This window comes from Streptomyces sp. NPDC004658, from assembly GCF_040609555.1.
Lineage (GTDB): Bacteria > Actinomycetota > Actinomycetes > Streptomycetales > Streptomycetaceae > Streptomyces.
Genome location: NZ_JBEXKG010000090.1, coordinates 1 through 17,936, shown reverse-complemented (window position 1 = coordinate 17,936; position 17,936 = coordinate 1). Strand labels below are relative to the sequence as shown.

Sequence of the window (17,936 nt, the reverse complement as noted above, 5' to 3'; positions counted from 1 at the left end):
ATGACGGACCGTAAGACGCAACTCGCCGCAAACCTGGCGAAGGTGGAGGAGCGCATCACCGCCGCGTGCGAGGCTGCCGGGCGCGCCCGGGAGGAGGTGACCCTGATCGTGGTCACCAAGACCTACCCGGCGAGCGATGTGCGGATCCTGTCGGAGCTCGGTGTGCGCCACGTCGCCGAGAACCGCGACCAGGACGCGGCCCCCAAGGCCGCCGCCTGTGCGGATCTGCCCCTGAAGTGGCACTTTGTCGGTCAGTTGCAGACCAACAAGGTGCGTTCCGTGGTCGGTTATGCCGATGTCGTGCAGTCCGTCGACCGTTCCCGGCTCGTCGCCGCGCTGTCGAAGGAGGCGGTGCGGGCGGAGCGCGAGGTGGGCTGTCTCATCCAGGTCGCGCTCGACGCCGGCGCGAGCGGCAGGGGTGACCGCGGTGGCGTGGCCCCGGAAGGAATCGAAGAGTTGGCCGACCTCGTCGCCGGTGCGCCCGGACTGCGGCTGGACGGACTGATGACCGTCGCTCCGCTCACCGGGGAGTACGCGGGGCGCGAACAGGCGGCGTTCGAGCGCCTGATGGTTTTGTCGACTGACCTGCGCCGAGCCCATCCGGCTGCAACCATGGTGTCGGCAGGGATGAGCGCGGACCTCGAACAGGCCGTGGCCGCCGGGGCGACACATGTGCGCGTCGGCACCGCGGTACTCGGAGTCCGCCCTAGGCTCGGGTAACGTCGCCAGGAAGTCGGACCACAGCAGAAAATATGGTCAATGCACGCCAAGGCGGGCACAACGACCACGTGGATCGCGGGCACTTGGCAGTCGTCAGTCGATCCACCACAGAGCGGAGGACTCAGAGCATGGCCGGCGCGATGCGCAAGATGGCGGTCTACCTCGGCCTCGTGGAGGACGATGGGTACGACGGCCGCGGATTCGACCCCGACGACGACTTCGAGCCCGAGTTGGACCCGGAGCCCGAGCGGGACCACCGACGGCACGAGCCGTCGCACCAGTCGCACGGTGCACACCAGTCCCAAAGGGACGAAGAGGTGCGAATCGTACAACCGCCCGCGCCTCGCGAACCGGTCGCCCGTTCGACTTCGCTTGCCGCGGAATCAGGACGTCCGGCGCGGATCGCGCCCGTGGCATCCATCACACAAGAACGTCAGTCCCTGGAGAAGAACGCGCCGGTGATCATGCCCAAGGTCGTGTCGGAACGAGAGCCTTACCGGATCACCACGCTTCACCCGCGGACCTACAACGAGGCCCGTACCATCGGGGAACACTTCCGTGAGGGCACCCCGGTGATCATGAATCTGACTGAGATGGATGACACAGACGCCAAGCGACTTGTCGACTTTGCGGCCGGTTTGGTGTTTGGTCTTCACGGCAGCATCGAGCGGGTGACGCAGAAGGTGTTCCTGTTGTCTCCTGCTAACGTCGATGTCACGGCGGAGGACAAGGCCCGCATCGCAGAGGGCGGGTTCTTCAACCAGAGCTGAGACGTACGACCGGATCGAAGCACGGAAGAGCACGGAACAGGGGAGAGGGAACCACAAGCCATGAGCGTGTTCGCGCAGGTGATCTACATCGCGCTGATGGTGTTCCTCGTCGTGCTCATCTTCCGGCTGGTCATGGACTACGTCTTCCAGTTCGCCCGCTCGTGGCAACCCGGCAAGGCGATGGTGGTCCTCCTGGAGGCCACCTACACTGTCACCGATCCACCGCTGAAGCTTCTGCGGCGGTTCATCCCGCCGCTGCGTCTCGGGGGCGTGGCGCTCGACCTGTCCTTCTTCGTACTGATGATCATCGTCTACATTCTCATCTCCATTGCGCAGGGCTTCGTGAGATGAGGGTGGGGACGATCCGGTCTTGCCGACTGCCGATGACTACGTTGAGGTGAAGAGATGCCGTTGACCCCCGAGGACGTGCGGAACAAGCAGTTCACGACCGTCCGCCTCCGAGAAGGCTATGACGAGGACGAGGTCGATGCCTTCCTCGACGAGGTCGAAGCCGAACTGACCCGTCTCCTCCGTGAGAACGAGGACCTGCGCGCCAAGCTGGCCGCGGCCACCCGCGCCGCCGCGCAGAACCAGCAGAACGCGCGCAAGCCCCCGGAGCAGGACCAGCAGCAGCACCAGCAGCAGGGCATGCGAGGTCCCGGCGCTCCGGTGCCCGCCGGGATATCGGGCCCGCCGCAGCAGCAGATGGGCGGCCCCATGGGTGGTCCGCCCCAGCTGCCGAGCGGTGCCCCGCAGCTGCCCGCCGGTCCCGGCGGTCAGGGCGGCCCGCAGGGTCCCGGTCCGATGGGCCAGGGTCCGATGGGTCAGGGCCCGATGGGCGGACAGCCGCCCATGCAGCAGCAGATGGGCGGCCCGATGGGCGGTCCCATGGGTGGCCCCATGGGCGGTCCGATGGGTGGCCCCGGTCAGGGCCCCGGCGGCGACAGCGCCGCCCGTGTCCTCTCGCTGGCCCAGCAGACCGCCGACCAGGCGATCGCCGAGGCCCGCTCCGAGGCCAACAAGATCGTCGGCGAGGCCCGCAGCCGCGCCGAGGGTCTGGAGCGTGACGCCCGTGCCAAGGCCGACGCCCTGGAGCGGGACGCGCAGGAGAAGCACCGCGTCGCCATGGGCTCGCTGGAGTCCGCCCGCGCCACGCTGGAGCGCAAGGTCGAGGACCTGCGCGGCTTCGAGCGCGAGTACCGCACGCGCCTGAAGTCGTACCTGGAGTCGCAGCTGCGCCAGCTGGAGACCCAGGCCGACGACTCGCTGGCCCCGCCGCGCACCCCGGCCACCGCGTCCCTGCCGCCGTCCCCGGCGCCCTCCATGGCACCGGCCGGCGCGAGCGCCCCGTCGTACGGCGGCAACCAGACGATGGGCGGCAACCCCTCGCCGTCCGCCCCGTCCTACGGCGGCCAGCAGCAGATGACCCCGGCCATGACCCAGCCCATGGCCCCGGTACGCCCGCAGGGTCCGTCCCCGATGGGTCAGGCTCCCTCGCCGATGCGTGGGTTCCTGATCGACGAGGACGACAACTGATCACCGGGCACCAGTACGACAACGGCGTCGGCAGCGTCTGATAGGGCGGGCCCCTTGGACTTCGGTCCTGGGGGCCCGCCCTTTTTACGCGGGTTGCGTGACGACTTCCACGCCGTTGCGTGACGGCGGAACCATGAAGAAGGGCCCGGCCTCCACGACGGAGGCCGGGCCCTTCCGGAACCGCTCGGCGCCTACGCCTTGCGCAGCCGGAACGTGAGGGACAGACCCTCGTCGGTGAACGGGTCACCGAAGCTGTCGTCTGCCTCACCCTGACCGAAGTCGGTCGACAGCACCTCGTCGGCGATCAGCGCCGCGTGCTCGCTGAGGGCCGCGACCACGGCCGGGTCCGTGGAGGTCCAGCGCAGGGCGATCCGGTCGGCGACGTCCAACCCGCTGTTCTTGCGGGCCTCCTGGATCAGCCGGATCGCGTCACGGGCCAGGCCCGCCTGCCGCAGCTCCTCGGTGATCTCCAGGTCGAGCGCCACCGTGGCACCGGAGTCGGAGGCCACCGACCAGCCCTCGCGCGGGGTCTCCGTGATGATCACCTCGTCCGGAGCGAGGGCGACCGTCTCGCCGTCGACCTCCACGGAGGCCGTGCCCTCGCGCAGGGCGAGGGACAGCGCGGCGGCGTCGGCGGCGGCGATCGCCTTCGCCACGTCCTGCACCCGCTTGCCGAACCGCTTGCCGAGCGCCCGGAAGTTGGCCTTCGCGGTGGTGTCGACCAGGCTGCCGCCGACCTCGCTCAGCGACGCCAGCCCCTCGACGTTCAGCTCCTCCGTGATCTGCGCGTGCAGCTCCGGGTCCAGGGCCTCGAAGCCGGTCGCCGCGATCAGCGCCCGGGACAGCGGCTGACGCGTCTTGACACCGGACTCCGCGCGCGTGGCGCGGCCCAGCTCCACCAGCCGGCGGACCAGGACCATCTGCTTCGACAGGTCCGGGTCGATCGCCGACAGGTCCGCCTCCGGCCAGGCGGCCAGGTGCACGGACTCCGGCGCTCCCGGGGTGACCGGGACGATCAGGTCCTGCCACACCCGCTCGGTGATGAACGGGGTGATCGGAGCCATCAGCTTGGTGACCGTCTCCAGCACCTCGTGCAGCGTGCGCAGCGCGGCCTTGTCGCCCTGCCAGAAGCGGCGGCGGGAACGGCGGACGTACCAGTTCGACAGGTCGTCGACGAACGCGGACAGCAGCTTGCCGGCGCGCTGGGTGTCGTACGCCTCCAGCGCCTGCGTCACCTGGTCGGTGAGCGCGTGCAGCTCGGACAGCAGCCAGCGGTCCAGCACCGGGCGCTCGGCCGGCGCCGGGTCCGCCGCGGACGGCGCCCAGTTCGACGTGCGGGCGTACAGGGCCTGGAAGGCGACCGTGTTCCAGTAGGTCAGCAGCGTCTTGCGGACGACCTCCTGGATCGTGCCGTGGCCCACCCGGCGCGCCGCCCACGGGGAGCCGCCGGCCGCCATGAACCAGCGCACCGCGTCCGCGCCGTGCTGGTCCATGAGCGGGATCGGCTGGAGGATGTTGCCCAGGTGCTTGGACATCTTGCGGCCGTCCTCGGCCAGGATGTGGCCCAGGCAGACGACGTTCTCGTACGACGACCGGTCGAAGACGAGCGTGCCGACGGCCATCAGCGTGTAGAACCAGCCACGGGTCTGGTCGATGGCCTCGGAGATGAACTGGGCCGGGTACCGGCTCTCGAACAGCTCCTTGTTCTTGTACGGGTAGCCCCACTGCGCGAACGGCATCGAGCCCGAGTCGTACCAGGCGTCGATGACCTCCGGCACGCGCGTGGCCGTCGTCCCGCAGCCCTCGTGCGGGCAGGCGAAGGTGACCTCGTCGATGTACGGACGGTGCGGGTCGAGGCCCGACTGGTCGGTGCCGGTCAGCTCGCTCAGCTCGGTGAGGGAGCCGACACAGGTGAGGTGGTCCTCCTCGCAGCGCCAGATCGGCAGCGGGGTGCCCCAGTAGCGGTTGCGGGACAGCGCCCAGTCGATGTTGTTGTTCAGCCAGTCGCCGTACCGGCCGTGCTTGACCGTCTCGGGGAACCAGTTGGTCTTCTCGTTCTCCTGGATGAGCCGGTCCTTGATGGCCGTCGTGCGGATGTACCAGGAGGGCTGGGCGTAGTAGAGCAGCGCGGTGTGGCAGCGCCAGCAGTGCGGGTAGCTGTGCTCGTACGGCAGGTGCTTGAAGAGGAGGCCGCGCTGGTTCAGGTCCTCGGTGAGCTTTTCGTCCGCCTTCTTGAAGAAGACGCCGCCGACCAGCGGGACGTCCTCCTCGAAGGTGCCGTCCGGGCGGACCGGGTTCACGACCGGCAGGCCGTAGGAGCGGCACACCTTGAGGTCGTCCTCACCGAAGGCCGGGGACTGGTGCACCAGGCCCGTGCCGTCGTCGGTGGTCACGTACTCGGCGTTCACCACGAAGTGTGCCGGAGCCGGGAACTCCACCAGCTCGAACGGACGTTGGTACGTCCAGCGCTCCATCTCGGCGCCGGTGAAGGTCTGGCCCGTTGTCTCCCAGCCCTCGCCGAGCGCCTTGGCGACGAGCGGCTCGGCGACGACGAGCTTCTCCTCACCGTCGGTGGCGACCACGTAGGTCACCTCCGGGTGTGCGGCGACCGCCGTGTTGGACACCAGGGTCCAGGGGGTCGTCGTCCACACCAGGAGCGCGGCCTCGCCGGCGAGCGGACCGGAGGTGAGCGGGAAGCGGACGTACACCGACGGGTCGACGACCGTCTCGTAGCCCTGCGCCAGCTCGTGGTCGGACAGGCCGGTGCCGCAGCGCGGGCACCAGGGGGCGACCCGGTAGTCCTGGACGAGGAGCCCCTTGGTGAAGATCTGCTTCAGCGACCACCAGACCGACTCCACGTACTCGGGGTCCATGGTCCGGTAGGCGTCGTCCAGGTCGACCCAGTAGCCCATGCGGGTCGTCAGCTCGGCGAAGGCGTCGGTGTGCCGGGTCACGGACTCGCGGCACTTGGCGTTGAACTCGGCGATGCCGTACGCCTCGATGTCCTGCTTGCCGGAGAAGCCCAGCTCCTTCTCGACGGCCAGCTCGACGGGCAGGCCGTGGCAGTCCCAGCCGGCCTTGCGGGCCACGTGGTAGCCGCGCATGGTGCGGAAGCGGGGGAAGACGTCCTTGAAGACGCGGGCCTCGATGTGGTGGGCGCCGGGCATGCCGTTCGCCGTGGGCGGGCCCTCGTAGAACACCCATTCCGGGCGGCCCTCGGACTGCTCCAGGCTCTTGGCGAAGATCTTCTGCTCGCGCCAGAAGTCGAGCACGGCGTGCTCAAGAGCGGGCAGGTCGACCTGTGCGGGCACCTGGCGGTACGTCGGCGCTGTCATCTGCGAGCATCCTCCAACGGACTTGCTGCCTTCCGTCGGAGGGACGAGAGCCTTCGATCCTGTCTACGCCGTGTGCGGCGCGCTCCCGCGGTACCACCCTCCTTGGCCCCCCGCCGCGCCGTACGCGCCGGTGAGCCCCCTCATTGGGGTCGCGAAGCCGGTTCTACTCGCCGCCGCCCTTCGGCTGCGGTTTTCTTCCGGCGGCTCCGGGGTGATCTTCACGTCGCGCTCGCCCCCGGGCTCACACCGTCCCCGGGTCGCTCTGGGCTGCGTACGCCGCTACTCGTCCCCATCCACGCTTCTCGCTCCGCCCAGTGTACGGCGCCGCGCGGACAGCGGCGGACCGGTTTTCCGCGCGGCGCGGGCGGGGGCCGTACGACCGGGCCGTATGACTCGAATGGGCAGGGGAGGGGGCACCGGGGCCGGTGCGGCGCCGGCCCGGCGGATTACCCGGCGGGGAGCTGGGCACAACGGATGCATGCCCGTGGCTCGGGGGGTGCGGGCGGGCGAATCGGGCGGTGTGCCCCGTTGCCGCGGGACTCAAGTCGATTTATCGTCCCAGCACGATTCGCGAGCAAGATCACAATATGTGAAGGGGCCGCGGCCATGGTGGCGAAGAAGACCGCCGTACAGCAGCCGGCGACCGGCAAGACCGGCGCGAGGCCTGCCACCAAGAAGACGGCCCAGGGCAGGACGGCCGCCACGAAGACGGCTGCCCGCAAGCCGGTGGCCGAGAAGGCGGCGCCCGTCGAGGCGGCCGCCACGAAGGCGGGGGCCGGCAAGACGGCCGCCGCCGGGGCGGTGGCCGGGAAGGCGGTGCCTGGAAAGGCGGTGGCCGGGAAGGTGGGCACCGAGGCGGTCGTCGGCAAGGGGGTCGTGGGCAAGGCGGTCGTCGGCAAGGAATCGGCCGCTACCGGGAAGGTCGCGAGGAAGACGGCTGACAAGAACGCTGCTGAGAAGAATGCCGCTGAGAAGAAGCCGGCCGTGAAGAAGCCGGCCGGCGAAACGGGCGTGAAGAAGACCACGGCGGCGAAGGCCGTCGCGAAGACGGCGGCCACCAAGAAGTCGGCCGTCAAGAAGTCGCCCACCAAGGAGTCGGCGGCCAGGAAGTCGCCCACCAAGGAGTCGGCGGCTGACAGGACGGCCGTCGGCGGGACGACCGCCGGCCGAACGGCCGGCAAGAAGCCGGCCGCGAAGGAGACGGCTGTGAAGGACGCGGCGGCCGGGAGGACGGCCGCGGCGGAGAAGGCCGCGATGAGGAGGACGGCCACGAAGAGGTCGGCCGCCAAGCAGACGGCCGTGGCGGAGAAGTCCGCGATGAAGGACACGGCCGCCAAGGACACGGCCGCCAACGGGACGGCCGCCGAGGAAGCGGCCGGCAAGAAGGCCGTCGCCGAGAGGACCGCCACCGGGAAGGCCGCTGCCGAGGAGGCCGCGGTGAAGGGGACGGCCGACAAGAGCACGACCAAGGACGCGGGCGCGGCGCGGGCCGCACAGCAGACGGGAGCCACGACGGTGGTTGCGAAGAAGACTCCTGGCACGGCCACGGCGGAACAGACCGCCGTTCCCAAGGCGCGGCTCGGCGCGGTGGAGCCCGGCGAACTGGCGGTACGCCCCGGCGAGGAGCCCTGGACCTCGGAAGAGGTCGACGAGGCCCGCGCGGAGCTGCAGTCCGAGCTGGAGCGGCTCAGGGAGGAGATCAGCTCGTCCGAGGCGTCCCTGGTCGGCCTGATGCGGGACTCCGGGGACGGTGCCGGCGACGACCAGGCCGACACCGGCACCAAGAACATCACGCGCGAGCACGAGCTGGCGCTGGCCGCCAACGCGCGCGAGATGCTGACCCAGACCGAGCGTGCCCTGGAACGGCTCGACGCGGGCACCTACGGCCTGTGCGAGAACTGCGGCAATCCCATCGGCAAGGCCCGGATGCAGGCGTTCCCGAGGGCCACGCTGTGCGTGGAGTGCAAGCAGAAGCAGGAACGCCGCTCCTGAGCGTGAGGGGCCCTCAGGGCGTGCCGTACTCTCGTCCTCAGTCAGGCACCTAGGTTGAGGGACTCACGTGGCAGAGGCGGAGCGGATCATCGGTACGCCGGGCACCCCGGACGACGGCGGCGAGCACGCGGCGGCGCCCGGAGCACCCGCCGGCGCCGGCGCGGTCGGTGCGTCCGGGGAGGCGGGCCCGGGCGGGCCGGAGACGCCGGCGGGGCGGACCGGCCGCGGGCGCAGGATCGCCGTGCTGTTCGCGGTGGCCGCGTTCGCGTACGCCCTCGACCTGGTCAGCAAGATGCTCGTCGTGTCCCGGCTGGAGGGCCACGCGCCCATCCAGGTCGTCGGGGACCTGCTGGAGCTGCACGCGATCCGCAACCCGGGTGCCGCCTTCGGGTTCGGCGCGGCCTTCACGGTGATCTTCACGCTGATCGCCGCGGCCGTGATCGTCGTGATCATCCGCCTGGCCCGCAAGCTCTACAGCTTTCCCTGGGCGATCGCGCTCGGCCTGCTGCTCGGCGGCGCGCTCGGCAACCTCACCGACCGGATCTTCCGGGCGCCGGGTGTCTTCGAGGGCGAGGTGGTGGACTTCATCGCGCCCAAGGGCTTCGCGGTGTTCAACCTCGCCGACTCGGCGATCGTGTGCGGCGGCATCCTGATCGTGCTGCTGTCCTTCCGCGGTCTGGACCCCGACGGCACGGTCCACAAGGACTGATCGCGGGGTCCGCCCGGGTTTTCCACAGGCTCGTGCGGAGGCGTCCGGCCCGTCCGGCATACTCGACGGGTGAGCACGATTCCCGAGATCCGTACCCTGCCCGTGCCCGACGGCCTGGAGGGCGAGCGCGTCGACGCCGCCATCTCCCGCATGTTCGGCTTCTCCCGCACGAAGGCGGCGGAGCTGGCCGCGGCCGGCAAGGTCCAGGTCGACGGCGCGGTGGTCGGCAAGTCCGAGCGGGTGCGCGGCGGCGCCTGGCTGGAGGTCGAGATGCCGCAGGCGCCCGCGCCGGTGCAGGTGGTCGCCGAGCCGGTCGAGGGCATGGAGATCGTGCACGACGACGATGACGTGGTCGTCATCGTCAAGCCGGTCGGCGTGGCCGCGCACCCGTCGCCGGGCTGGTCCGGCCCGACCGTCATCGGCGGTCTCGCCGCCGCCGGATACCGGATCTCCACCTCCGGCGCCGCCGAGCGCCAGGGCATCGTGCACCGCCTGGACGTCGGCACGTCGGGCCTGATGGTGGTCGCCAAGTCGGAGCGGGCCTACACCTCGCTCAAGCGCCAGTTCAAGGAGCGCACGGTCGACAAGCGCTACCACACCCTGGTCCAGGGCCACCCGGACCCCACGAGCGGCACCATCGACGCCCCGATCGGCCGCCACCCGAACCACGACTACAAGTGGGCGGTCACGGCCGACGGCAAGCCCTCCGTGACCCACTACGACCTCATCGAGGCCTTCCGCGCGGCCTCCCTGCTGGACGTCAAGCTGGAGACGGGCCGCACCCACCAGATCCGCGTCCACATGGCCGCCCACCGCCACCCGTGCGTCGGCGACCTCACCTACGGCGCCGACCCCACCCTCGCCAAGCGGCTGCGCCTGACCCGCCAGTGGCTGCACGCCGTACGCCTCGGTTTCGAGCACCCCGGCGACGGCTCCTGGGTGGAGTTCGAGAGCGACTACCCCGAGGACCTCCAGCAGGCCCTCGACCAGGTCCGGGAGGAGACATGGGCCTGAGCCCCGCCTACACGGTCCGGGTCGCCGAGGACCTCGCCGACCGCGAGGCCTGCTTCTCGGTCCGCAAGGAGGTCTTCGTGGCCGAGCAGGGCGTGGCCGAGGACATCGAGTACGACGCCTACGACGCCGTGGCCGTCCATGTGCTGGCGGTCCGCGAGGACGGGGTGCCGCTGGGCACCGGGCGCCTGCTGCACGGCGAGGCGGCGGCCGGGAAGACCGGCGGGGACCCGGCGGTGGGCTCCCTGGGCCGGCTCGCCGTCTCCCGGGAGGCCCGTGGGCTCGGCGTCGGCGCGGCCCTGGTGCGCGCCATCGAGGACGAGGCACGCGCGCGCGGCCTCACGGCGGTGGACCTGCACGCGCAGACCCACGCCCTGGGCTTCTACGAGCGGCTCGGCTACGAGGCGTACGGCCCGGAGTTCCCGGACGCGGGCATACCGCACCGGGCGATGCGCCGGGCCCTGTAGCCGGGGAGCCGCTGTTCGGCCGCGCGCGACTCCGCCGGGGTGCGCGGGCGTCAAGGCGTCGGTACGCCGGGGCGCGGGCGTCATGGCAGGCTTGAGGTCTGCCGTGTGATCGTCGACTCCCGGAGCGCCGTCCGTGGACCAGCTGGCTCTGTTGTTCGTACTGCTGCTCGGGGCCCTGGTGAGCGTCCCGGTGGGGGACCGGTTCGGAGTGCCGGCGCCGGTGCTGATGACCCTGTTCGGCGGGGCCCTCGCCGTGGCCGAGTTCGTGCCCAACGTGGACATCCCGCCGGATTTGATCCTGCCGGCGCTGCTGCCACCGCTGCTCTACGCCGCCGTGCGCCGGACCTCCTGGCGGCAGTTCGCGGCCAACGTCCGCCCGATCTTCCTGCTGGCCGTGGCCCTGGTGTTCGTGACGACGGTGTGCGTGGCGTTCGTCGCCAACGCCATCGTGCCGGGGCTTCCGATCGCCGCCGCCGTCGCGCTGGGTGCCCTGATCGCGCCGCCCGACCCGGTCGCCGCGACGAGCGTCGCCGGCCAGCTGGGGCTGCCGCGGCGCCTGGTGTCGATCCTGGAGGGCGAGGGCCTCTTCAACGACGTCACCGCCATCGTGCTGTACCACGTGGCAATCGCCGCGGCCGTGAGCGGCACGTTCTCGCCCTGGCGGGCCGGTCTGGACCTGGTGCTGTCGGCCGTCGTCGCGGTGGCCGTGGGCCTGGTGCTGGGCTGGGGGGCGAACAAGCTGATGGACCTGCTCGGTGATCCGACGCTGCAGATCGGCATGACCCTGCTGGTGCCGTACGCCTCCTATGTGCTCGCCGAGCGGCTGCACGGCTCCGGGGTGCTCGCGGTGCTCACCACGGCGCTGTTCCTCGCCGAGTACGCCACCGACGCCGACGACGTGATGACCCGGCTCGCCGGGCACACCTTCTGGGACATCATCGACACCCTCGTCACGGGCGTCGCCTTCGGACTCATCGGTCTGGAGCTGCACAACGCCATCCGCACGGCCCAGGGGCGGTGGGGCGAGATGCTCGGCTGGGCGGCGGCCGTGGTGGGCGTGGTGATCGTCGTACGGCTGCTGTGGCTGCTGCCGGCGACCTGGCTGACCAAGCGGCTGCACGCCCGCCGGAACTACGACGAGGAGATCCCGGTGAGCTGGCGGGAGACCGTCGTGATGTGGTGGTCCGGGATGCGCGGGGTGGCCTCGGTGGCGCTGGCGCTGGCCGTGCCGCTCAAGACGGACGCCGGGGCGCCGTTCCCCGACCGCGACGAGATCGTCTTCATCGCCTTCGGGGTGATCGTGGCCACGCTGGTGGCGCAGGGGCTGACGCTGCCGTGGCTGGTGAGGCGGCTCGGCGTGCGGGCCGACTCCGAGCGGGAGAAGGAGTTCGAGAAGGAGCTGGCGGTGCGGGCGGCGAAGGCCGCGAAGCGGCGGCTGCGGGAGATCGAGCAGGTGGAGGAGCTGCCCGAGGAGCTCTCCGAGCAGATGCTGCGGCGGGCGTTCGACATCGGCATCCGGATCAGCCCGGACATGGGCGAGGAGGAGCGGCGGGAGGCGCATCACCAGCGGGCCAGGCGGCTGAAGCGGGTGCGGCGCATCCAGAACGAGATGCTGAGCGCCGCGCGCCACGAGGTACTGGCGGCACGGAGCGAGCCGGGGGCGGATCCGGAGATCGTGGACCGGGTGCTGCGGCACCTCGACGTGCGCAGCCTGCGGTGAGTGCTCCGCACGAGCCCCCGGCCAGTCATACGAATGTGCCGACCCTGTGGACAACCCTCGGCGTCCCCCGTCTTTCGCTCCTACGCTCGGATCATGACTCGCAACATCGTGATCAGTGGTGGCGGTACGGGCATCGGACGGGCGGCGGCGCGGGCGTTCGCGGCGGACGGGGACCGGGTGCTGTTGCTCGGGCGGCGCGCGGGCGTGCTGGAGAAGGCCGGTGTCCCCGGGGCCCTCACCTACGCCGCGGACCTCTCCGAACCGGGTGACGTGCGCGGTGTCGCCCGGTTCGTCGCCGACGAGCTGGGCACCGTCGACGTGCTCGTGAACGGAGCCGGAGGAGCCGGGTACCTGGAGCCCCCGGCCGGCAGCGACGACCCCGTCGACCGGGTCGCCCACAACTGGACCGTCAACTTCCGGCAGAACACCCTGACCGCCGCGCTCCTCACCGAGGCGCTGAAGGACCGGCTCGCCGAGCCCGGCGGGCGGGTGCTGTTCCTGAGTTCCATCGCCGCCTACCGGGGCTCGGGCACGGGTGCCTACGCGGCGGCCAAGGCCGGGCTGCACCCGTACGCCCACGACCTGGCCCGGGAGCTGGGCCCGCGCGGCATCACCGTGAACGTGGTCGCCCCGGGGTACGTCGAGGACACCGAGTTCTTCGGCGACACCATGGACGAGGCCCGGCGGGAAAGGCTCATCGCGGACACCTCGACCGGCCGCCCCGGCATACCCGGTGATGTCGCCGAGACCCTGCACTGGCTCGCCTCGCCCGCCGCCGGTCACATCACCTCGCAGATCGTCCAGGTGAACGGAGGTGCCGAACGGGGCCGTTGAGCGGCTCGGGCGGTCAGCCCCGGCCGGTGCGCGGGAACTCGTAGGCCCGGCGGAGGGAGGCGCCGTCGGGGGACGGGACGCGGGACGGCGGCAGCACCGACTCCGCGGTGTTCACCCGGGGCAGCGCGTAGGGGTGCTCCGTCGACAGCCAGGTGATCATCTGCTCGCGGACCGTGATCCGCACCGTCCAGATGTCGTCCGCGTCCTTCGCCGTCACCAGCGCGCGCACCTGGATGGTGTTCGGCGTGGTGTCCGTCACCTGGAGATTGCAGGCGCGGCCGTCCCAGGCCGGGCACGAACGCAGGATGTCCCGCAGCTTCTCGCGCATCGCCTCGATCGGCGCGCTGTGGTCCAGATGCCAGTAGACGATCCCGGTCATCTGCGGGGTGCCACGGGACCAGTTCTCGAAGGGTTTGGAGGTGAAGTACGACACGGGCATGGTGATCCGGCGCTCGTCCCAGGTGCGGACCGTCAGGAAGGTGAGGGTGATCTCCTCGACGGTGCCCCACTCGCCGTCGACCACGACGGTGTCGCCTATGCGCACCATGTCGCCGAAGGCGATCTGCAACCCGGCGAACATGTTCGAGAGCGTCGACTGGGCGGCGACACCGGCGATGGCGGCGATGATGCCCGCCGAAGCCAGCAGGGAGGCGCCCGCCGCGCGCATCGCCGGGAACGTCAGCAGCATCGACGAGACGGCCACGACGATGACGATCGCGGACACCACCCGCATGATGAGCTCCACCTGTGTGCGCACCCGGCGCACCCGGGCCGCGTCGCGGTGGATGCGGGCATAGCGGGTGTAGGTGGTCTCGACGACCGCCGCGGCGATGCGGATCACCAGCCAGGCGGCCGACCCGATCAGCACGAGCGTCAGCGTCCGGCCGATGCCGACCTGGTGCCGCTCCAGCAGCTTCGCCTGGTCGTACGATCCGCGCAGCAGAGCGGTGCACAGGACGAGCTGGTAGGGGATGCGGGCACGGCGCAGCAGCCCCCACAGCGGGGTGTCGTGGTCGCGTTCGTCGGCCTTGCACAGCAGCCGGTCGGTGGCCCAGCCGATGGCCAGGGTCAGCAGCACCGTGCCGCCGAGCACGATCAGGGGGCGGAGTACGTTCTCCATGCCTCCGCTCCTAACCGGCGAGAGGAGGTCATGAACATGTGAGTTCTGCGGGTTCCTGGGTACGGCGGCACCGGCACTGCCGTGGCCGGCTGGCACCATGGCCTCATGAACATCATGCTCTTTCACTCGACCTTCGGGCTCAGGCCCGCGGTGCGCGAGGCCGCGGACCGGCTGCGCGCGGCGGGCCACGAGGTGTGGACGCCGGACCTCTTCGAGGGGCGTACGTTCGACACCGTCGAGGAGGGTATGGAGTTCAAGGAGCGGATCGGCAAGGAGGAACTGCTCAAGCGGGCCGTGCTGGCGGCGGCGCCGTACTCGGACCGGGGGCTGGTCTACGCGGGGTTCTCGCTCGGCGCGTCCATCGCCCAGACCCTGGCCCTCGGCGACGACAAGGCGCGCGGGCTGCTGCTCCTGCACGGCACGTCCGACATCGCGCCGAACGCGCACGTGGACGAACTGCCGGTGCAGTTGCACGTGGCGGAGCCGGACCCGTTCGAGACGGACGACTGGCTGAGCGCCTGGTACCTGCAGATGGGCCGCGCGGGCGCCGATGTGGAGGTCTACCGGTACGCCGGGGCCGGGCACCTCTACACCGACCCCGGGCTGCCGGACTACGACGCGGAGGCCGCCGAGGCCACCTGGCGGGTGGCGCTCGGCTTCCTCGAGTCGCTCGGCTGAGCGGTCGCCCCGGGGCGGTTACACCGGGTCGTAGGTGCGCTCGACCTTCTGCGTGCCGCTGCGGGTGCGGTAGGAGCGCGCCCAACTGGAGGTCGCGTTCGGGTCGGTGCGGTCGGACAGCACGTAGTAGTCCATCTGCGCGCGGTCGGCAGTGATGTCGAGCACGCCGTAGCCGTGCCGGTCGGTGTCCACCCAGTGGACGTGCCGGTTGGCGGCCTTGATGACCGGCGCGGCGATCGCGGAGACCGTGCCCTCGGGCACCTTCACGATGTCGTCCAGGTTGTCGGAGGTCACCGAGGTCACCACGAACTCGGTGGCCGCGGACGCCGACAGCGGGTAGGTGCCCGCGTCCACCGGGACGTCGTTGGCCCACGCCATGTGGATGTCACCGGTCAGGAAGACGGTGTTGCCGATGGCGTTGGAGCGCAGGTGGGCCAGCAGTTCGCGGCGGTCGTCGGTGTAGCCGTCCCACTGGTCGGTGTTGGCGGCGATCCCCTCCTGGGGCAGTCCGAGCAGCTTGGCGAGCGGCTTGAACAGGTCGGCGGACAGCGAGCCGAAGGAGAACGGCGAGATCATCACGGAGTTGCCGACCAGCCGCCACCTGGTGTCGGAGGCCTTCAGGCCGGCCTTCAGCCAGTCGAGCTGGGCGCGCCCGGTGAGCGTGCGGTCCGGGTCGTCCACCGAGCCGCTGGCCGTGGACGCCTGCTGGGAACGGAAGGACCGCAGGTCCAGCAGGGAGAGGTCGGCGAGCTTGCCGAAGCGCAGCCGGCGGTAGGTGGTGCCCGCGATGGCGGGGCGGACCGGCATCCACTCGAAGTACGCCTGCTTGGCGGCGGCCTGACGGGCCGCCCAGGTGCCCTCGGCGCCCTCGGTGTGGTTGACGGCGCCGCCCGACCAGGCGTTGTCGGCGAACTCGTGGTCGTCCCAGATCGCGATGACCGGCGCCTTCAGGTGCAGGGCCTGGAGGTCGGGGTCGGTCTTGTACGTGGCGTGCCGGATCCGGTAGTCGGCGAGGGTGAGGATCTCGCCCGCCGGCGCGTGCGGGCGGACGACCTTGCCCCGGGTCCCGTACTCGCCGGACTTGTACTCGTAGATGTAGTCGCCGAGGTGCAGCCAGGCGTCCAGGTCGTTCCGGGCGGCGAGGTGGCGGTAGGCGGAGAAGTAACCGGCCTCCCAGTTGGCGCAGGAGACGACGCCGAAGCGCAGGGAGGAGACGTCCGCGTCCGCCGCCGGCGCGGTGCGGGTGCGCGCCACCGGGGAGTCGGTGCCGCCGGCCGAGAAGCGGAACCAGTAGTCGGTGGCCGGCTCCAGGCCGCGGATGTCGGCCTTCACGGTGTGGTCGGAGGCGGCCGTCGCGGTGGTGGAGCCCTTGGCGACGATGCTGGTGAACGCCTTGTCCCTGGCGACGACCCAGCTGACCTCGGTGTCCGGGCCGAGCCCCGAACCCGGTATCGCCTCCGGGACCGGGGTCACCCGGGTCCACAGCAGTACGCCGTCGGGCAGCGGGTCGCCGGAGGCGACACCGTGCAGGAAGGCGGGGGTGTCCGTGGCGGCGCGGGCCGGCAGTGCGGCGGCCAGCGGTCCGGCCAGGACAGCGGTCGCCGCCGCGGCCTTGACGACCGTACGGCGGCGGGGCGAAAGCGGACCGAGGCCCTGGGAGGCCTCGGATGATCTGTATCGACTGGTCACGGACGATCAGGTTACTGATCGGTACGCGCGCGAGCGGGCGAACTTCCAAAAGTTCGCCCGCTCTTCGGCCGATGGTCGGATCAGCCGGCCGGGTCAGCCCTTGAGGGCGGCCTCCAGCGCGGTGTTGAACTCGGCGACCGACATGGGCGCGTTCTTGCCGTCGGAGCCGGTCAGCGTCTTGCCGTCCATCTTCAGGGTCGGGGTGCCCGAGATGCCGTCCTTGTCGAAGATCTTGGACTCCTCCAGCGCCCACCTGTCGTAGGTGCCGTCCTTCACGGCCTTCTGGAACGCCGCGTTGCCCTTCAGCGCGGGGACCGTGTCAGCGATCTCGATGAGGTAGCTGTCGTCCTTGAACTTGTCGGTGGTCTCCTCGGGGTGCCACTTCTTCGAGTACATCGCGGTCTTGTACTCGAGGAACGCCTCGGGGCTGACGTTGAGCGCGGCGCCCAGCGCGCTGAGCGCGTTCTTGGAGCCCTCGCCGGTCAGGTTCTTGTCGAGGAAGGTGGCACCGACGTACTGGATCTTGAACTTGCCCGCGTCGAGGTCCTTCTTGACGGTCGGGCCGACCGCCTGCTCGAACTGGGCGCAGACCGGGCAGCGCGGGTCCTCGTACATCACGAGGGTCTTCTTGGCGCTGCTCTTGCCGATGACGATCGTCGTGCCGTCCGTGCCCGTGGTGTTGGCCGGCTTGACGAGCTTGTCGTCCTTCGCGGCCTCCCAGTAGGCGGGCTTGTTGTTCTGCACGACGGCGTAACCTATGCCGCCGGCCGCGGCCAGGACGGCCACGACCGAGGCGGCCACGACGAGCTGCCGCTTGGCCTTGTCGCGCTTGGCCTGCCGCTCGCGCTCCTGGCGCAGCCGCTCCCGGGCCGCCATCTTCGCCGACTGGCTGTTCCGCTTGCTCATAGTGGTGATCTCCATATGGGACGCGCACACGTCGTACGCGGGATACGTGTGGGGGACTGGTCGTGCTCAGGCGAATGCCGGTGAGCGCGGCGGTCCTCGCCGTCCCAGGGAGTGCGTGAGGAGCCGGTCGCGGGCGGCGGCGCGGTGCGGGACCGGGCGGGGCAGCCGGCGGGCCGGCAGCGGCCGTGCGGCGACCGCGGCCACCGCCAGCAGCAGCGGCCGGAACGTGGTGGCGGCGACCGCCCGCAGCAGCTGGGTCAGTGCCCGCTCGCCCCGGCGCAGCCAGGCGGCGGCGAGCAGCCCCACGCCGATGTGCGTGGCGAGCAGCAGCCAGGCGGCGGCCGGGCTGGCGTGGGCGAGCAGCGCCCCGGCACATGTTCACCTGCCCGGTCACCTCGCCGTTCTCCACGAGGTAGACGCCGTCCCGGGTCAGGCCCGTCAGCAGCAGC

The 17,936-nt window shown here is 70.9% G+C and carries 15 protein-coding genes and 1 pseudogene; 11 read left to right on the top strand and 5 right to left on the bottom strand.

The window, feature by feature from the left end; all coding sequences use genetic code 11:
* The 4 genes from ABZV94_RS26395 (at position 1) to ABZV94_RS26380 (ending at position 3,026) form a co-directional block, all read left to right on the top strand.
* Entirely contained in the window at positions 1-720 is a 720-nt protein-coding gene (locus ABZV94_RS26395) for a YggS family pyridoxal phosphate-dependent enzyme (protein ID WP_356344390.1), read from the top strand.
* A 128-nt stretch (positions 721-848) separates the two neighbouring features.
* A complete protein-coding gene (gene sepF / locus ABZV94_RS26390) occupies positions 849-1,490 on the top strand; it encodes a cell division protein SepF (RefSeq protein ID WP_030642042.1) in 642 nt (213 codons plus the stop codon).
* 60 nt (positions 1,491-1,550) lie between these two features.
* A complete protein-coding gene (locus tag ABZV94_RS26385) occupies positions 1,551-1,841 on the top strand; it encodes a YggT family protein (RefSeq protein ID WP_356344387.1) in 291 nt (96 codons plus the stop codon).
* 54 nt (positions 1,842-1,895) lie between these two features.
* Positions 1,896-3,026: a DivIVA domain-containing protein gene (locus ABZV94_RS26380; RefSeq protein WP_356344385.1), complete on the top strand. Its 1,131-nt coding sequence runs from the start codon at positions 1,896-1,898 to the stop codon at positions 3,024-3,026.
* Between the two features lie 191 nt (positions 3,027-3,217).
* Here the strand turns inward: ABZV94_RS26380 and ileS are convergent, their stop codons facing one another.
* Positions 3,218-6,361, bottom strand: a complete 3,144-nt coding sequence (gene ileS / locus ABZV94_RS26375; RefSeq protein ID WP_356344383.1) for an isoleucine--tRNA ligase — start codon at positions 6,359-6,361, stop codon at positions 3,218-3,220.
* 606 nt (positions 6,362-6,967) lie between these two features.
* Here ileS and ABZV94_RS26370 point away from each other — a divergent pair.
* The 6 genes from ABZV94_RS26370 (at position 6,968) to ABZV94_RS26345 (ending at position 13,094) form a co-directional block, all read left to right on the top strand.
* Entirely contained in the window at positions 6,968-8,353 is a 1,386-nt protein-coding gene (locus ABZV94_RS26370; protein ID WP_356344380.1) for a TraR/DksA C4-type zinc finger protein, read from the top strand.
* Between the two features lie 67 nt (positions 8,354-8,420).
* Positions 8,421-9,062 carry a signal peptidase II gene (lspA, locus tag ABZV94_RS26365; protein WP_356344378.1) on the top strand — a complete coding sequence of 214 codons (642 nt, stop codon included), beginning with the start codon at positions 8,421-8,423 and terminating at the stop codon, positions 9,060-9,062.
* Positions 9,063-9,131: 69 nt separating this feature from the next.
* Positions 9,132-10,076, top strand: a complete 945-nt coding sequence (locus ABZV94_RS26360) for an RluA family pseudouridine synthase (RefSeq protein WP_356344375.1) — start codon at positions 9,132-9,134, stop codon at positions 10,074-10,076.
* A complete protein-coding gene (locus tag ABZV94_RS26355) occupies positions 10,067-10,540 on the top strand; it encodes a GNAT family N-acetyltransferase (RefSeq protein WP_356344373.1) in 474 nt (157 codons plus the stop codon). The genes ABZV94_RS26360 and ABZV94_RS26355 overlap by 10 nt, the downstream gene beginning before the upstream one ends.
* Before the next feature lie 133 nt (positions 10,541-10,673).
* Positions 10,674-12,260, top strand: coding sequence for a Na+/H+ antiporter (locus tag ABZV94_RS26350; RefSeq protein ID WP_356344370.1), 1,587 nt, complete (start codon positions 10,674-10,676; stop codon positions 12,258-12,260).
* Positions 12,261-12,353: 93 nt separating this feature from the next.
* Positions 12,354-13,094: an SDR family oxidoreductase gene (locus ABZV94_RS26345; RefSeq protein WP_356344368.1), complete on the top strand. Its 741-nt coding sequence runs from the start codon at positions 12,354-12,356 to the stop codon at positions 13,092-13,094.
* A 13-nt stretch (positions 13,095-13,107) separates the two neighbouring features.
* On the opposite strand, the gene ABZV94_RS26340 is transcribed toward ABZV94_RS26345, so the two are convergent.
* Positions 13,108-14,214, bottom strand: a complete 1,107-nt coding sequence (locus tag ABZV94_RS26340; protein ID WP_356344366.1) for a mechanosensitive ion channel domain-containing protein — start codon at positions 14,212-14,214, stop codon at positions 13,108-13,110.
* A gap of 105 nt (positions 14,215-14,319) precedes the next feature.
* Here ABZV94_RS26340 and ABZV94_RS26335 point away from each other — a divergent pair, with 105 nt between their 5' ends.
* Positions 14,320-14,892 (top strand): dienelactone hydrolase family protein, encoded by a 573-nt coding sequence (locus ABZV94_RS26335; RefSeq protein ID WP_356344364.1) that lies wholly within the window; start codon positions 14,320-14,322, stop codon positions 14,890-14,892.
* A gap of 18 nt (positions 14,893-14,910) precedes the next feature.
* Here the strand turns inward: ABZV94_RS26335 and ABZV94_RS26330 are convergent, their stop codons facing one another.
* The 3 genes and pseudogenes from ABZV94_RS26330 to ABZV94_RS26320 all read right to left on the bottom strand — a co-directional run.
* Positions 14,911-16,581, bottom strand: a complete 1,671-nt coding sequence (locus ABZV94_RS26330; RefSeq protein WP_356344362.1) for an alkaline phosphatase D family protein — start codon at positions 16,579-16,581, stop codon at positions 14,911-14,913.
* 93 nt (positions 16,582-16,674) lie between these two features.
* A complete protein-coding gene (locus ABZV94_RS26325; RefSeq protein ID WP_356344359.1) occupies positions 16,675-17,487 on the bottom strand; it encodes a DsbA family protein in 813 nt (270 codons plus the stop codon).
* Between the two features lie 66 nt (positions 17,488-17,553).
* A pseudogene (locus ABZV94_RS26320) lies at positions 17,554-17,853 on the bottom strand (hypothetical protein); the annotation flags it as partial.
* Positions 17,854-17,936: the final 83 nt, after the last annotated feature.

Coding starts and splice junctions, on each gene's coding strand:
- ABZV94_RS26395 (WP_356344390.1), top strand. CDS start 1: ATGACGGACCGTAAGACGCAACTCGCCGCAAACCTGGCGAAGGTGGAG.
- sepF (WP_030642042.1), top strand. CDS start 849: ATGGCCGGCGCGATGCGCAAGATGGCGGTCTACCTCGGCCTCGTGGAG.
- ABZV94_RS26385 (WP_356344387.1), top strand. CDS start 1,551: ATGAGCGTGTTCGCGCAGGTGATCTACATCGCGCTGATGGTGTTCCTC.
- ABZV94_RS26380 (WP_356344385.1), top strand. CDS start 1,896: ATGCCGTTGACCCCCGAGGACGTGCGGAACAAGCAGTTCACGACCGTC.
- ileS (WP_356344383.1), bottom strand. CDS start 6,361: ATGACAGCGCCGACGTACCGCCAGGTGCCCGCACAGGTCGACCTGCCC.
- ABZV94_RS26370 (WP_356344380.1), top strand. CDS start 6,968: ATGGTGGCGAAGAAGACCGCCGTACAGCAGCCGGCGACCGGCAAGACC.
- ABZV94_RS26355 (WP_356344373.1), top strand. CDS start 10,067: ATGGGCCTGAGCCCCGCCTACACGGTCCGGGTCGCCGAGGACCTCGCC.
- ABZV94_RS26345 (WP_356344368.1), top strand. CDS start 12,354: ATGACTCGCAACATCGTGATCAGTGGTGGCGGTACGGGCATCGGACGG.
- ABZV94_RS26340 (WP_356344366.1), bottom strand. CDS start 14,214: ATGGAGAACGTACTCCGCCCCCTGATCGTGCTCGGCGGCACGGTGCTG.
- ABZV94_RS26335 (WP_356344364.1), top strand. CDS start 14,320: ATGAACATCATGCTCTTTCACTCGACCTTCGGGCTCAGGCCCGCGGTG.
- ABZV94_RS26325 (WP_356344359.1), bottom strand. CDS start 17,487: ATGAGCAAGCGGAACAGCCAGTCGGCGAAGATGGCGGCCCGGGAGCGG.